Annotated in this window: 13 protein-coding genes; 9 read left to right on the top strand and 4 right to left on the bottom strand. The window is 41.3% G+C overall.

Annotated features, from left to right (window positions below; translation table 11 throughout):
* The first annotated feature begins 87 nt into the window (after window positions 1–87).
* The 7 genes from CXF93_RS06310 to CXF93_RS06275 all read left to right on the top strand — a co-directional run bounded on the left by CXF93_RS06310 (window position 88) and on the right by CXF93_RS06275 (window position 7,983).
* Window positions 88–1,782: an NAD-dependent malic enzyme gene (locus CXF93_RS06310; protein WP_101061592.1), complete on the top strand. Its 1,695-nt coding sequence runs from the start codon at window positions 88–90 to the stop codon at window positions 1,780–1,782.
* Between the two features lie 168 nt (window positions 1,783–1,950).
* Window positions 1,951–3,594, top strand: a complete 1,644-nt coding sequence (locus tag CXF93_RS06305; RefSeq protein ID WP_198551608.1) for a transporter substrate-binding domain-containing protein — start codon at window positions 1,951–1,953, stop codon at window positions 3,592–3,594.
* A complete protein-coding gene (locus CXF93_RS06300) occupies window positions 3,591–5,003 on the top strand; it encodes a sigma-54 dependent transcriptional regulator (protein WP_101061590.1) in 1,413 nt (470 codons plus the stop codon). The genes CXF93_RS06305 and CXF93_RS06300 overlap by 4 nt, the downstream gene beginning before the upstream one ends.
* Before the next feature lie 222 nt (window positions 5,004–5,225).
* The gene (locus CXF93_RS06295) at window positions 5,226–5,696 is read left to right on the top strand and encodes a hypothetical protein (protein ID WP_198551607.1); all 471 of its coding nucleotides are present in this window, start codon (window positions 5,226–5,228) and stop codon (window positions 5,694–5,696) included.
* A gap of 304 nt (window positions 5,697–6,000) precedes the next feature.
* A complete protein-coding gene (locus CXF93_RS06285; protein ID WP_101061588.1) occupies window positions 6,001–6,270 on the top strand; it encodes a PTS sugar transporter subunit IIB in 270 nt (89 codons plus the stop codon).
* Window positions 6,271–6,280: 10 nt separating this feature from the next.
* A complete protein-coding gene (locus CXF93_RS06280; RefSeq protein ID WP_101061587.1) occupies window positions 6,281–7,537 on the top strand; it encodes a PTS ascorbate transporter subunit IIC in 1,257 nt (418 codons plus the stop codon).
* Entirely contained in the window at window positions 7,534–7,983 is a 450-nt protein-coding gene (locus tag CXF93_RS06275) for a PTS sugar transporter subunit IIA (protein WP_198551606.1), read from the top strand. The genes CXF93_RS06280 and CXF93_RS06275 overlap by 4 nt, the downstream gene beginning before the upstream one ends.
* Before the next feature lie 98 nt (window positions 7,984–8,081).
* Here CXF93_RS06275 and CXF93_RS06270 read toward each other — a convergent pair whose 3' ends face one another.
* Both CXF93_RS06270 and CXF93_RS06265 read right to left on the bottom strand, forming a co-directional pair.
* The gene (locus CXF93_RS06270) at window positions 8,082–9,419 is read right to left on the bottom strand and encodes a GGDEF domain-containing protein (RefSeq protein WP_101061585.1); all 1,338 of its coding nucleotides are present in this window, start codon (window positions 9,417–9,419) and stop codon (window positions 8,082–8,084) included.
* A 276-nt stretch (window positions 9,420–9,695) separates the two neighbouring features.
* The gene (locus CXF93_RS06265) at window positions 9,696–10,559 is read right to left on the bottom strand and encodes a YicC/YloC family endoribonuclease (RefSeq protein WP_101061584.1); all 864 of its coding nucleotides are present in this window, start codon (window positions 10,557–10,559) and stop codon (window positions 9,696–9,698) included.
* 122 nt (window positions 10,560–10,681) lie between these two features.
* Between CXF93_RS06265 and rph the strand changes: the two genes are divergently transcribed.
* On the top strand, window positions 10,682–11,413 hold the full coding sequence (gene rph / locus CXF93_RS06260; protein ID WP_101061583.1) for a ribonuclease PH: 732 nt from the start codon (window positions 10,682–10,684) through the stop codon (window positions 11,411–11,413).
* 143 nt (window positions 11,414–11,556) lie between these two features.
* Window positions 11,557–12,198 carry an orotate phosphoribosyltransferase gene (gene pyrE / locus CXF93_RS06255; protein WP_101061582.1) on the top strand — a complete coding sequence of 214 codons (642 nt, stop codon included), beginning with the start codon at window positions 11,557–11,559 and terminating at the stop codon, window positions 12,196–12,198.
* Between the two features lie 88 nt (window positions 12,199–12,286).
* Here pyrE and aguA read toward each other — a convergent pair whose 3' ends face one another.
* Both aguA and CXF93_RS06245 read right to left on the bottom strand, forming a co-directional pair.
* Window positions 12,287–13,378 carry an agmatine deiminase gene (gene aguA, locus CXF93_RS06250; protein ID WP_101061581.1) on the bottom strand — a complete coding sequence of 364 codons (1,092 nt, stop codon included), beginning with the start codon at window positions 13,376–13,378 and terminating at the stop codon, window positions 12,287–12,289.
* A 32-nt stretch (window positions 13,379–13,410) separates the two neighbouring features.
* Window positions 13,411–14,814, bottom strand: a complete 1,404-nt coding sequence (locus tag CXF93_RS06245; protein WP_101061580.1) for an APC family permease — start codon at window positions 14,812–14,814, stop codon at window positions 13,411–13,413.
* Between the last annotated feature and the right edge of the window lie 337 nt (window positions 14,815–15,151).

Here is a 15,151-nt window from a genome sequence, read left to right as displayed (position 1 = left end):
TTAAGTCTCACACTCATTAATTATTCAACTAAATAGCGGCTGGCAATGCATATTCCGGCCGCTTATTTATTCATTAAGGTTTGCAGTATGAACAACAATAATCCCTATCTCCCCTTATATATACCCTATGCCGGTCCATCATTATTGGAGACGCCGTTACTGAATAAAGGTAGTGCTTTTAGCGAACGAGAACGCGCTTATTTTAATCTTGACGGTTTATTACCGCCCTTGGTGGAAACAATTGAAGAGCAGGCGCAGCGGGCTTATCAGCAGTACTCTAGTTTTCAACAACCGCTCGACAAGCACATTTATCTTAGACGTATGCAAGATACCAATGAGACACTTTATTACCACTTAATTGAGCAGCATATCGATGAAATGATGCCGATTATTTACACCCCAACTGTGGGTGATGCCTGCGAGCAATTTTCAGATATTTATCGCTGTGCCAGAGGCTTATTTATCTCCTATGAACAGCGTCACCAAATCGATGATATTTTACATAACGCGACTAAAAATAAAGTAAAAGTGATCGTTGTGACTGACGGTGAACGCATTCTTGGCCTCGGTGATCAGGGCATCGGTGGCATGGGTATTCCAATTGGTAAATTGTCTCTTTATACCGCTTGTGGTGGTATTAGCCCTGCCTATACCTTGCCCGTGACATTAGATGTAGGCACAAATAATCAGTCACTCCTCGATAATCCGATGTACATGGGCAGTAGCCATCCTCGGATCAGTAATTATGAATATTTTGAATTTGTTGAATGTTTCATTCAAGCGGTGAAACGTCGTTGGCCAAATGTATTGTTGCAATTTGAAGATTTCGCTCAGCCCAAAGCCATGCCTTTACTCGAACGTTATCGCGATGAATTATGCTGTTTTAATGATGATATTCAGGGTACTGCAGCCGTTACTGTCGGTTCATTGTTAGCGGCCTGTCGTGCTAATGACAGTAAACTGTCGGAACAAAGAGTGACCTTTGTCGGCGCGGGTTCTGCGGGTTGTGGTATTGCAGAGCAAATTATTATGCAAATGCGTGCTGAGGGAATTAGCGAGCAACAAGCGCGTAGTCAAGTTTATATGGTTGACCGTTTTGGATTACTTACCGACGGCATGCCTGAGTTACGTGATTTCCAACAAAAACTGGTGCATTCAGCGCAGGCATTGGCAGCATGGCAAACTCAGGGCGATTATGCCACATTGTTTGAAGTGATGAAAAATGCCCAACCTACGGTGTTAATTGGTGTCTCTGGTCAGTCAGGCTTATTCACCGAACAGGTGATTAAAACGATGCGCCAAGGATGCGAAAAACCGATTATTCTGCCACTGAGTAATCCGTCTAAGCTGGTTGAAGCGACCCCGGAACAAATAATTAATTGGACGCAAGGACAGGCTATTGTTGCCACTGGCAGTCCATTTGAACCAGTCGAATACCAAGGTCAGAGTTACATTATTCCTCAATGTAACAATAGCTATATTTTTCCAGGGCTTGGCTTGGGGATCATTGCTTGTGGCGCGAAACGGGTAACGGATGAAATGCTGATGGCGACGAGCTTATGCTTAGCTAATGAGTCGCCGCTGGCTAACCACGGTGAAGGTTGTTTATTACCGCCAATTACTAATATTGCTCAGTTAAGTAAGCGCATCGCATTTGCTGTTGCAAAGGTAGCTATTCAACAAGGTTGGGCATTGCGACTAAGCGATAAACAACTTGCGGCAGCGATCGAAGAAAATTTTTGGTTACCGAGGTATCGTGACTACCGTAGGATCACACTCTAGCTAACACTATACTAACTATGATGGCATTGCCTTGCAGTTTGCGCAGTGCCTCAAGAATATTATACTTATTAAAACAATCAGGGTTGCGAATATAATTTGAGAACTAATAATCACCGTGAATCATTTGACGTTATCCGGAGCATGCTAAAGAGCTTGTGGTTCTGCTGTGTGGCTGTTTTTTCTGTCATGGCAGATGAAACCACTGTAACAAGTAAGCGTATTATTATTGGCGGTGATTATGATTATCCACCCTATGAGTTTATTGATAAAGATGGAGTAAGTAGTGGCTATAATGTCGAACTCAGCCAAGAGATTGCCGCGGTTATGGGCATGGATATTGAATTCCGGCTCGGTACATGGGGGGAGATCCGTGAATTATTTGATCGCGGTGAAATTGATATTGTACAAGGCATGGCCGCCTCAAAACAACGCACGCACCTTTATGCATTTAGCCCCCACACCTTTGTAAATCAGTCGGTGTTTGCCCGTAATGACCGCCCCATTCTCGAGTCTTTAGCCGGTTTGAAAAATCATCAAGTTATCGTGCAGCGTAACGGCTCCATGTATGATTTGTTAGTGAACGTCGATAAGCTGATTGAACTGATCCCGGTTGATACTCATGCTGATGCCCTGCGCTTACTGGCTTCCGGTAAACATGATTATGCCGTAGTGTCTAATTTGCCGGGCTTGTACTTGAGTCAAGAACTTGGTTTATCAAATATTAAACCCGTCTACAGCATTGAAGGGACCAATAAATATGGCTATGCGGTAAAAAAGGGCAATGAAGAATTGCTGTCTAAATTTTCCCAGGGGTTGGCTATTTTGAAAAATACCGGGCGTCAGCAAGCCATTTATGAAAAGTGGTTTGGTGCATTACAACGCTCGCCTTGGACTCGGTTCGGTTTAATTGCTGCCGCTATTGCGGTGATGTTGATTTTTGTTAGCACTGGTATCGCTATCTGGAATAGAGCATTGCGCAAAAAGGTAGAAAGCCGAACCCAAGAGCTGAAAGCCCAACAATTGCAATTGCTGCATGCCGACAAAATGGCGTCTTTGGGCGTCTTAGTCTCGGGTGTCGCGCATGAGATCAACAACCCTTGCGGGATCTTAACCCTCAATTTTCCTTTTGTTAGAGATGTATTTAAACAAATTGAAGAAATATTAGATGAGTACCAGGCAGAGCAAGGCGGCTTGATGTTAGCTGGGGTCGATTATACTCGGTTGAAAACAATGTTTCCGGAAACCCTGGAAGATATGCATATTGCCAGTCGAAAAATTAGGGCCATAGTCGAAGATTTAAAACACTTTGCCAGTAAAGATAGCTCCGATCTCGAGCTTAACGAGTTACTTGATTTAAACAAATTAGTCGAAGTATCAATGCGTTTAGTCGCCAATCAGATCAAGCAATCGACGAATGATTTTGAGGTGCATTACAGTGATAACCTGCCGCTTTTTAAGGGCTCGGGGCAACGCATTGAACAAGTGATTATTAATTTGATCCTTAATGCTTGTCAGGCATTGAATGATAAAGAACAAAAAATTAGTATCAGAACCTTATATGACGATGCACAGCAGCATGTTGTTTTTACCATTACAGATCATGGTATTGGTATAAACGAAGATGATTTAAGTAAATTAACCGACCCATTTTTTACTAGCAAGCGAGAGCAGGGCGGGATGGGATTAGGCTTATCGGTTTCGGCTGGTATCGTCAGAGATCATCAAGGTGTGCTTGATTTTAGGTCCATGGAAGGTAAAGGTACAACAGTGAAACTGTCATTGCCCTTAAAACATAAAGAGGATGCATTATGAGCCCCAGTCTATATCCGGCTTTTCAGGTGTTAATTTGCGATGACGACGTTAGTTTTTTACGCAGTATCAGTTTTGCGATTGAACGTTATTGCGGGGTAAACAATATTATTCAATGTGCAGACAGCAGAGATGTTCTTGGACAACTGGCGGATGGCAATGTCAGGGTGGTGTTACTTGATTTGAATATGCCGCACCTTTCGGGGGATGAGTTACTGCTCCAAATCGTCGAGTTATACCCGCATATATCGGTCATTATCATCAGTGGATTAAACCAGATCACCACGGCGGTGCAATGCATAAAATCGGGTGCTTATGATTATCATGTTAAAACAGAAGAGCCTGAGCGTTTAGGTGGCAGCATCATGCGGGTGATCCGATTTCAGGAGTTAGGCCTAGAAAATGAAGCGATGCGTGGTTGCTTGCTCGACAATAAAAATACGTTGCACCAAGCATTTGCAAAAATTATCAGCGTCGATAATCAAATGCATTCAATCTTCCAATATATCGAATCGATATCCAAGAGCCAACAACCGATATTAATCACCGGGGAGAGCGGTGTCGGTAAAGAATTAATCGCCCGTGCAATTCATGAAACCAGCGGTTGTTTGGGGGAGCTGGTTTGTGTCAATGTTGCCGGGCTCGATGATAACTTGTTTGCTGATACCTTATTTGGTCATAAACGTGGTGCTTTCACGGGGGCAGATAAGGCCCGACAAGGCATGATTGAGTGTGCATCCGGTGGCACGCTATTCCTTGATGAGATTGGCGATTTAAGCATGGCCTCACAAGTTAAGTTATTACGTCTGTTGCAAGAGGGCGAGTATTACCCCGTTGGCAGTGACATACCAAAAAGAATCAACGCCAGGGTCATTGCTGCCACGCATCAGGATTTACACAAAAAGAAGGATCAGAGCAAGTTTCGTAATGATTTATATTACCGACTGAAAATACATCACGTAGATATTCCAGCCTTGAAAGAACGCAAAGCAGACATCCCGCTGTTGCTGGAACATTTCCTGGCTCTGGCGGCCAGTGAGTTTGCTAAACCGATGGCGACGATACCCGCTGAACTGCTGTTGTTACTCGATAATTATGATTTTCCCGGGAATATAAGGGAATTACGGGCAATGGCTTATGATGCGATGAGTACCCATCAGTCCGGTATATTGTCGATGCAGGCATTTAAAAAAGTTATCGATACCCTGCCTGAAGTTAATGCATTAGCTCGTCAGACTGAACCGCTATTTAGTGGGTTTTCTACCTTGCCTACCTTAAAACAATCTACCGATTTCTTGGTTGATGAGGCGATGAAACGTGCCAAGGGCAATCAGTCGCTAGCGGCTCGTTTGCTTGGGATCTCTCAGCCAGCGTTAAGTAAGCGGTTAAAGAAATTATCGGCAGAAGAATAAACTCCATCGCAATAGCTTTACCGCAATGACTTTCCTGATAGTAATTTATTCGAATTTTGCCCGAATGAGTTCCTAAAAAACAAGAAGTTGCTACTTGATCTAGCGAGCGGTGAACTTTTATTGTGATTATTCGTTTCAGCGGTTGTGCTATCATCTATTTAACAATGGTTAGATAATTATCACCAATCAATTCATCATCTAAACGTATAAAGGAACTAAATAGTGAAAAAGATGGCTGCTCCACAGGACATGTACAACGGAGCTAAATTTAAAACCAATAAATATGGTTATGTGAATATTGTTGAATATTATAATTGCCATACTGTGATTGTCGCGTTTGAAAACACCGGTAATATTCGTGCTATTAGCGCAACTAAATTAAGAAGTGGTAATGTGCCTGATCGTGACATTCCGCCTGAATCTATTATGGTTGGCGAACGAGTGCACTCAATCAAACATGGTTGGTTGACGATTACCAAAGTCGAATCTGAAAACATCGTGTTAATGACCAATGAGCAAAATGAAGAGATCCGCATGCTACTGCCTGCAGTACAAAAGATGAAAGATAAGTCGGCGGAAATAGAAAGTCTAAAATCAGCTACAAGTGCGCCTACCTCATTGAAAGATTTAACAAAACGCAACAAAAGTGTTAATACTATGGTTAAGAAAATGTTGACTGATTATGGTAAGTGAAACTATTAATATGTCATTGATAAATCTTTAAGGTATTGATATTTTTGATTTTTACCTTGCCTCTTTGTTTTTTAGTACCTCTGTGTAAATAAGCTAAAATCTTTTCTCGTCTTTGCCTTTCATTTTTTATGTTACAAATCACACTTCTAATACAAATACCCGTTTTAGAGATCTGCGTCGCAAGTTCATTGTGGTTTTGTGACGTAAATCTTATTTGATTTCGCCTCATTCAGTTATGCTCCAGCCATACATGTTAGCCAATGCAATTTTGCAGTAGCGTTAACCCAAATAGAGATCAAATATCATGAAAAAAATATTAGTTGTATGCGGTAACGGTTTGGGCACGTCATTAATGATGGAAATGGCTGTTAAAGATGTGGTGAAAAAATTAGGTCTTGAAGCTGAAATTGATCACGAAGATTTATCTTCTGCAGCATCAAGCCAAGCAGATATTTGGGTTGCGGCAACAGACGTTGCTACGCAGCTAGAAGAAGCGGGTAAGGTGAATATTATCAAACTAGTTAATATTTTCGACAAAGCATCTATCGAAGCACAACTAAAAACTTTCATCTAAGGCTAACATTATGATTAACTTTTTTGAATTCATGCTCGGCTTATTAAAAGAGCCTGCAATCATGGTTGGCCTTATTGCTTTTATCGGCTTAGTGGCACAAAAAGCAGATGTTTCTACGATTTTAAAAGGCACTATTAAAACCGTAATGGGATTCCTAATCCTAGGTTTTGGTGCTGGCGCGCTAGTTGGCGCACTGAATAATTTCTCTGTGGTATTTACTGAAGCTTTTGGTGTACAAGGTGTTATTCCAAATAACGAAGCAATTGTGGCATTAGCACAACAAGCGTTTGGTTATGAAATGGCACTCATTATGTTCTTCGCATTCGTGGTGAATATTATTTTAGCGCGTGTCACGCCGTTGAAATATATTTTCTTAACCGGCCATCACACTATGTTTATGTCAATGTTGGTTGCGGTAATTTTATCAACCGCGGGCATTACCGGTACAGCACTGATTGCGTTCGGTGCCACGATTGTTGGCTCGTTGATGGTGATCATGCCTGCAATTGGTCAGCGATATACTGAAAAAGTGATGGGCACAGACCAACTTGCGATTGGCCACTTCTCTACCTTGTCTTATGTTGTATCTGGTTATATTGGCAGTAAATTTGGTGATACGTCTAAATCGACAGAAGACATCCAAATGCCAAAAAGCCTGATGTTTTTACGTGATACTCCCGTTGCTGTAGCAACAACAATGGCTATATTTTTCTCACTTGCCTCTATTTTCGCCGGTGGTGAGTTTGTTGAAACAGTGTCAGGTGGGCAAAACTGGGTTGTGTTTACGTTTATGCAATCGTTAACCTTTGCCGGTGGTGTATACATAGTACTGCAAGGTGTGAAGATGCTGATTGCAGAGATCGTGCCTGCATTTAAAGGTATTTCAGATACCTTAGTTCCTGGCGCGAAGCCTGCACTTGATTGCCCTATGGTATTCCCTATGGCACCTAATGCGGTTTTGATTGGTTTCTTATGCTCATTTGCAGCTGGTCTTCTGACGATGGGCATCCAAGGCGCACTTGGTTGGACAGTCATTGTTGCTGGCGTTGTACCTCACTTTTTCGTTGGTGGCGCTGCTGGTGTTTACGGTAACGCAACCGGTGGTTTACGCGGTGCAATGTTAGGTTCTTTCGCTCAAGGTCTGTGTATTTCAGTCTTGCCGATGTTATTGCTACCTGTGCTTGGTGGTCTAGGTCTTGAAGCAACAACGTTTGCAGATTTTGACTTTGGTGTTGTTGGCCTTGTTCTTGGTTGGATGGTGTCATGAGCCTATTTGATTTAATTGGTAATGACGGCATTGTTATTACGACTGAAGAAAATATGACTGTCGATGCTGCATTAGACTTAACTTGTTCTACCCTGTTGGCAAACGGTAAAATAGCAGCAAGTTATGTTGAAGCGATTAAAGCGACACATGAAAAAATTGGTCCGTATTATGTATTAGCACCTAAGATTGCCATGCCGCATGCGCGCCCTGAAGATGGCGTCAATGAAGCTGGATTACAACTGACGGTGTTTAAAAATGGTGTTGATTTGGGTTCGACAGATAATGGTGATGTGTACTTCTCAATCACTTTAGCTGCCATGGATTCTGACAGTCATATTAATACCATTATGGCACTGGCTGAGTTATTCCAAAACGATGATGATATTGAAGCTATCATCGCCGCGGACAACCACGCTGACATTATCGAGATACTTAAGAAATACTAAGTTGCAATGAGATAGTGAATGATTGATAGAAGGCGATAACGAAAGTTATCGCCTTTTTTATTAGCCATGAATTTTAATCCATGGCTTTGCTAGTCAGCTTACTTGTTCTTATTTTCATACATATAAAAATCAGCCATCTCGATTATTTCATCATATAGATCACCTTCTGAATAAGGGGTTAAACCATAGGCAAAGGAAATCTTATGCTCTCTAAATTCTTTCTTGTATTTAGACTTTTGGATTATTCTGTTTTGTATTTTTTCGATGATCTCTGTGGCAATTTCTATTGTCGGGCAGTCATTCAACAAAATAACAAATTCATCGCCACCGCTTCTAATTAAGTAATCTTCGTCTCTTATTATTTCTTGAGCCGATGACGCAAGCAATTTAATCGCGCTATCACCTGCAGAGTGACCTAAGGTGTCATTAATTTCTTTTATTTTATTGCCATCGATAACGGCCAATACCCCTGACGAAGTTGCTTCACTGTAGTAATCAAAATAACGTCGGTTATAGGCTTTTGTGAGCGTATCGATCATGGATTTTTCTTTATGCAGTTCAGACTCACAGGTAATGCGTTGAATGAAATGAAAGTAAAAAATTGAAATTGCGATGAAAAAAGATAATATACCTGAAAATTTCAAAGGTATATCAAGTACATATAAAAATGGTATTTGTACTATCACTATTATGCCATCTGCAATATCAGCATATTCACTTCTATAAAATAATAAAGAATCGGGATAATCTGCATATTTAACCGAGATAACATAATTCTTTTGATTTTTTTTGGTGTTAGGCGGCATGATAGATATGTTCTTATCGTCATAATAAGAGTTACTGTTTAAGTGCACATTAAAACCGATATCAATATGCTCATTCACGCCTTTAAATATAGTAAATAATTTATTACCGGAGAGCGCGTCTTCATGCATATAACTAACGCGGTACTTGTTCACTTTGGTTTTGCAAATATTGAGTTCTCGGCAGCGAGTTGAGTCAAAAATAGTACTCACTACACTCGGCTCTAATTTCCGTCGATATAAAACACTGTGGGCTTGCCAGTCTTTAATCATGAAGTTACCAGAAATAGACGATGTGGTAATGAAGCCTAAACGGTCGAGGGCATTTTTATATTGAGAAAGTAGATCTACCGTTCCGGCATCAGTGCTTGTTTCAGGCTCGACCTCTGCCTTACTCATATAAATGTAAGATCTTTTATTCAGTGATGTTGATGATGCGAGTTCTTCATTCTCTGCTATAACGATGATGTTAGATAGTTCGAGTAGGGCATCAGAGAGATCGTTCATGGTTTGATGTATTGCTGATTGTTCATCTTCAAGCGTACTTGCGGAAAATATGTAATGAAACATCACGGTTAACACGACAAACGAAACGATGAACATTCTCACTGCAAAATAGATACTATGTAACAAGGTTGCTACCCTTACTTCTTAAAAAATAGTTGGGCATGGTAGGGTATTTTATCGATATTTTAAATATGAATGTTTATACATGCTTATATATTCAGCATTTAATCCCGTGTATGTCTGTGAGGATTTATTTCAACGTGATGATGATATTGAAAGTTATTGCAGGAGAAAGAAAGCTGAGTTTATCGAGAGGTTTAAAGGCTCAGTTAGCGCTAGAGTATTGGAAAGTAGGCGATAACAAAAGTTATCGCCTGTAATTAAGCTAATGTTTAGTGAGTGTTACTCAATGTTTTGTAACTGCTCGCGCATTTGCTCAATCAATACTTTAAGCTCAACCGCAGACTTAGTAATATCAGTACTAATCGATTTTGAACCTAATGTATTTGATTCACGATTGAATTCTTGCATCATGAAATCCAGACGACGGCCACAAGCGCCACCTTTGGCTAAGATGCTACGTGTTTCAGTCACGTGGGCATTTAAACGGTCAATCTCTTCAGCCACATCTAACTTCTGCGCCATTAAGATAAGTTCTTGTTCTACGCGCGTTTCATCAAGTTCGATTTTCGCATCGCTGAATTTCTTTTGAATACGTGCACGTTGCCATTCGATGATCTCAGGCATTTTACCTTCCACGAAATCCGCTTGCTCGGAAATACCTGTTAGGCGTTGCTCTAGCATTGCTTGTAGTTTCTCACCTTCAGAAGCGCGAGAATCAAGGAATTCGATCAGTGTTTCGTCGAAAAAGCTTAATAGGTCAGTTGATAACTCACCCATGTCTTTTTCTGCAGCTTCCATCACGCCAGGCCAGCGCAGGATATCTACTGGGTTTAATTTCGCTTTACCGGCTTTTTTAGATACCCAGTTGGCGCTTTCAATTAATTTTTCAGCTAACGCTTCATTTAACTGTAATTCACCGCTGTTGGCAGAATTTGCTTCAAAACGCAGGTTACATTCAACTTTACCGCGTTGTAATTGTTTACGGAAACGTTCACGTAGTACAGCTTCTAAACCACGGAATTGCTCAGGTAGTCGGATGTACGTTTCGAGGTAACGTTGGTTAACCGAACGGATCTCCCATACTGCTGTACCCCAATCACCTTTAAACTCTTTACGGGCATATGCCGTCATACTGTGAATCATGTTGAATCCGTTAATTAAAGTAAATTAAGCCAATTATACCTGTAGGTTATTACAACTTGCTATAGCGATAGTTTAGCTTAGCTCATATAATATTGGCCAATCATCAATGAAGAGTTAAAATAATGCGCCCAAGTCAAAGAACATTAGGTCAAATTCGACCTGTAACAATTACCCGTAACTTTACCGCGCATGCAGAAGGTTCTGTATTAGTTGAATTCGGAGATACGAAAGTATTGTGTACTGCGACTGTTGAAAACGGTGTTCCACGTTTCTTAAAAGGTAAAGGCCAAGGTTGGGTTACTGCTGAATACGGCATGTTACCGCGCTCGACGCACAAACGTATGAATCGTGAAGCGGCACGGGGTAAGCAAACTGGACGCACTATGGAAATTCAACGTCTGATCGCGCGTTCATTACGTGCTTGTATCGACCTTGGCTCATTAGGTGAACACACTATTTTAATCGATTGTGATGTTATTCAAGCAGACGGCGGTACGCGTACTGCGGCTATAACTGGCGCTTGTGTGGCATTGGCTGATGCCATTGAATTTTTGATCCGTAAAGGTAAATTAAAGATTAGCCCAATCAAATTTATGATCGCAGCTGTGTCTGTTGGTATCTATAAAGGTGAAGCGGTGTGCGATTTAGATTACCCAGAAGATTCTGACGCTGAAACAGACATGAATGTGGTGATGACTGATACCGGTAAATTTATCGAGATCCAAGGTACTGCTGAAGGCGAACCGTTTAGCCACGAAGAAATGCTAGCCATGCTGGCGTTAGCAAAAGACGGCATAGAGCAGATTATTATAGAGCAAAAGAAAGCCCTCGGTGATAGCTTGATTAAAGTGTAAAGCTTGTTAGAATAGCGGCGCTTAGCGTTAGTCGCCGCGCGCTAACAAGGTTAATTGCCTAATAATATTCCCCGTATTATTAGGCTTTTTAGGTGAAGTGGCTTTTAGCCATAATATCTAATTATTCATAATAGGGGAAAACGATGAAAGATTACCAACGCGAGTTTATTGAGTTTGCTTTAGAAAAAGAAGTGCTTAAATTTGGTGAATTCACACTAAAGTCTGGTCGTACTAGCCCTTATTTCTTCAACGCTGGTTTGTTTAACACGGGTCGTGACTTATCACGTCTTGGTCGTTTCTATGCAGCCGCTTTAGTTGATTCTGGTATCGAATACGATGTGGTATTTGGTCCTGCCTACAAAGGTATCCCAATCGCGACAACAACTGTTGTAGCGCTGAACGATCATCATGACATAGATGCACCTTACTGCTTTAACCGCAAAGAGAAAAAAGACCACGGCGAAGGTGGTTCATTAGTGGGTTCTGCACTGGAAGGTCGTATCGTATTGGTTGATGACGTGATCACTGCGGGTACTGCAATCCGTGAATCAATGGATATTATCCAAGCGCATAAAGCTGAACTTTCTGGTGTATTAATCGCTCTAGACCGCCAAGAAAAAGGCAAAGGCGAGTTATCGGCAATTCAAGAAATTGAACGTGATTATGGCTGTAAAGTATTATCAATCGTGACGTTGGGCGACCTTGTTAGTTTCTTAGCGGATAAGCCAGAAATGCAACAACACCTGGAAACTGTAAAAACATACCGTGAAAACTACGGTATCTAATTAACGCCTATCTTATAAAATATAAACGGAACACTAAGGTTCCGTTTATATTTATTTATGTCATTAATTTCAGTTTATTCAACCACTTTTATAATTTTGGTATCTGCTGAGTAATACAGTGAATATTGCCACCACCTAGCAAGATCTCTCTGGCTGCGACACCTGTCAGTTCATAACCAGGATATAGTTCAGCAAGCTTATCCCGTGCCATATCATCCGTTTTCTCATCCAGCAATGGATAAATAATGTGTTTGTTCGAGATGAGGTAGTTTGCATATGAAGCCGCTAAACGCTCGCCTGGCTCACGCGCCATACCATCACACATATCAATGCCATTCGCCTCTTCTTCGGTGAAGTAAAGCGGCCCAGGTAGTGGTAATTTGTGTACTTTAATCTTACGCCCTTTTGCATCCGTTGCCGTTTCTAGCGCATCTAATGCTTTCCGTGAAATTGCATATTGTGGGTCTGAAGGATCTTCACACCATGTTAATGCCACTTCACCTGGCGCCACAACGTGCATAATGTTATCGACGTGACCATTGGTTTCATCATTGTATAAACCCAGTGGTAGCCAAATTACTTTTTCGATTGATAAGTGATCTTTTAATACTTGCTCAATGTCTGCTTTAGATAAATCAGGGTTACGGCTTGGGTGCAACAGACACTCTTCGGTGGTATATAATGTACCTTCGCCATCAACATGAATAGATCCCCCTTCAAGTACGATAGGCGCTCTATAGCTATCATCCTCGAGTATTTCACATACTTTTTTAGCGACAGCATCATCTTTGTCCCAAGGAGAGTAAAGCCCGTCAACTAAGCCTCCCCATGCATTGAATTCCCAGTCAATCCCACGTCTGACGCCTTTATCATTTACCACATATGACGGACCAATATCACGCATCCAAGAATCATCAGTCGTCATTTCAATGAGTTGAATATGCTCTGGTAAACGTCCTCTGGCGTTATCGTATTGATCTGCTGTCACTACCATGGTTACTTTGGTTTTTTTTGCAATGGCTTTCGCCACTTCAGCAAAGGCATGTTGCGCTGGCTTTGCGCCAAAGCGCCAGTTATCAGTGCGTTCTGGCCATGCCATCCAAATACCTTCGTGAGCCTCTTGCTCGCCTGGCATTCTAAAGTTATCAAGTGCTGGTATTGTGTGTAATTTTTTACTCATGATTCTTGTTCCTTTAGTTTGTTCGGCTGGTATTAGCTCGCTGATGTTTCAAGTTGTAATGCTTTGTTGTTGGTTGCGCGTTTTAGTAGTACTTCACCAATTAAAACCGTGATCGCAATACCAATAGCAACGGGTCCGGTATATGCCCAATCAACGCTCAATGTCATTAGATCTGGGAAGATAAATAATATAACGGCTTGCACTATCACTAAGAAGCACACGATGGCTAAGACCCATTGTGTCATTAGGCTACCAGGCACTTTGAATGGGCGTTCACGGTCGCCATCGGTAATGCGTAGTTTGATGTATGAAGGAAACATAAAGAGGTAAGGTAATAAGAATACGCAGCTTGAAAATGCAAATACAGACCAGAATAATTCATCACTGTCTTGTGCAAACAATGCGTAAGCCAAGATCACTACCGTTGATACGATACCGGTAATGTTGTTAGCACCAAGTGGTGTACCGTGTTTTTTAGACATCACCCCAAAGACCTCAGGTAATTCACCTTCGCCTGCTGCTTCTGCCGCTGCACGGCTTGCGCCCATTGTCCATGTCACCATGTTACCCACGAAGGTTAATAGTGCCATCGTGCCAACGATATATACCATGGCTTGACCCATTGCACTGTCACCAAATAATACTTTTAATGTATCGGTGATACCAGCAACAAGGCCAATAGATTCAACAGGTAATGCCATTAAAATACCGATAGTACCAAGAATATACAAGAATGAAGTGATGCCTGCGGCTAAGAAAATAGACTTAGGCATGTCACGCACATCTTTCATTTCTTTTGACATGGTCGCGACCAGTTCAAAACCCATGAGGTTAAATACTAATGCGGGTAAGAAGGCTGCGCCAGTATCAAGTGATGGCATCATTGCTGCGAAAGTGAATTCATTGGCCACGCCGTTTTGGGCTGCGTAAATAAAGCCACCAAAACCCAGTACTGATATCACGGTGATTTTTAATATAGCGCCAATATTTGTTACCCATACGCCCACATCAACAGACAGGTTACAAATTAAAATTGTTAACCAAGTTAATACGATACAAATAGATATTTGCCAAACCATGGAGAGATCTGGCATGAATAATTCAGCGAACATACCGGCAAACATGATGTAAACGGCTGGCATCCATAAACCAACATTTACCCAATAGAACCAAGTTGTTCTAACTGCCCATTTATAGCCGTAAGCTTGTTTTACCCAATCGTAAATACCGCCATCACCTGGGTAAGTAGTACTGAGTTCTGAGGTGATTAATCCGTAAGGAATAACAAAAATAACAAAGATGACTAGCCACCAACCAATAGAGCTAACGCCAATAGATGCTGATGCCGTTAATGTGTCGACGACAATAACAGCGCAGAGACTAAAGAGGGCTAAACTGGTTACCCCCATTTTACCTTTTGATGTTGTAGATTCCATATCATGTTCTCCGTAAATAAAAAGTAGTGTGTTTAATATCAGAATTTTAAGATGCCTCTATTCAATCAGAGTTGCTGGCTGGGTAGTGTTATGAGAATCACTTATCGATTTTTACTGTGTTTATTCGGGCAGAATAGTGAGCGGTCATTTGTATTTGCGTTGATTTAAGTTACGAATTGAGAACATTGATTCTGATCAAATAATGAGGAGTGCGATGAGTGGCTATTTATAAATAAACCCCTAATTGCTGTCAGGCCATGATTGAAACACCTTATCGAAATATCTTTATTTCAATGGCCAATATTTGTGATTTGCAACTGAATATTCTAGGGGAATT

Source organism: Moritella sp. Urea-trap-13 (genome assembly GCF_002836355.1).
Classification (GTDB): domain Bacteria; phylum Pseudomonadota; class Gammaproteobacteria; order Enterobacterales; family Moritellaceae; genus Moritella.
This window is presented reverse-complemented; position numbering and strand designations above follow the sequence as displayed.

Excerpts from the sequence above, each read along its gene's own strand:
- CXF93_RS06310 (WP_101061592.1), top strand. The coding sequence starts at position 88 with ATGAACAACAATAATCCCTATCTCCCCTTATATATACCCTATGCCGGT.
- CXF93_RS06300 (WP_101061590.1), top strand. The coding sequence starts at position 3,591 with ATGAGCCCCAGTCTATATCCGGCTTTTCAGGTGTTAATTTGCGATGAC.
- CXF93_RS06285 (WP_101061588.1), top strand. The coding sequence starts at position 6,001 with ATGAAAAAAATATTAGTTGTATGCGGTAACGGTTTGGGCACGTCATTA.
- CXF93_RS06280 (WP_101061587.1), top strand. The coding sequence starts at position 6,281 with ATGATTAACTTTTTTGAATTCATGCTCGGCTTATTAAAAGAGCCTGCA.
- CXF93_RS06275 (WP_198551606.1), top strand. The coding sequence starts at position 7,534 with ATGAGCCTATTTGATTTAATTGGTAATGACGGCATTGTTATTACGACT.
- CXF93_RS06265 (WP_101061584.1), bottom strand. The coding sequence starts at position 10,559 with ATGATTCACAGTATGACGGCATATGCCCGTAAAGAGTTTAAAGGTGAT.
- rph (WP_101061583.1), top strand. The coding sequence starts at position 10,682 with ATGCGCCCAAGTCAAAGAACATTAGGTCAAATTCGACCTGTAACAATT.
- pyrE (WP_101061582.1), top strand. The coding sequence starts at position 11,557 with ATGAAAGATTACCAACGCGAGTTTATTGAGTTTGCTTTAGAAAAAGAA.
- aguA (WP_101061581.1), bottom strand. The coding sequence starts at position 13,378 with ATGAGTAAAAAATTACACACAATACCAGCACTTGATAACTTTAGAATG.
- CXF93_RS06245 (WP_101061580.1), bottom strand. The coding sequence starts at position 14,814 with ATGGAATCTACAACATCAAAAGGTAAAATGGGGGTAACCAGTTTAGCC.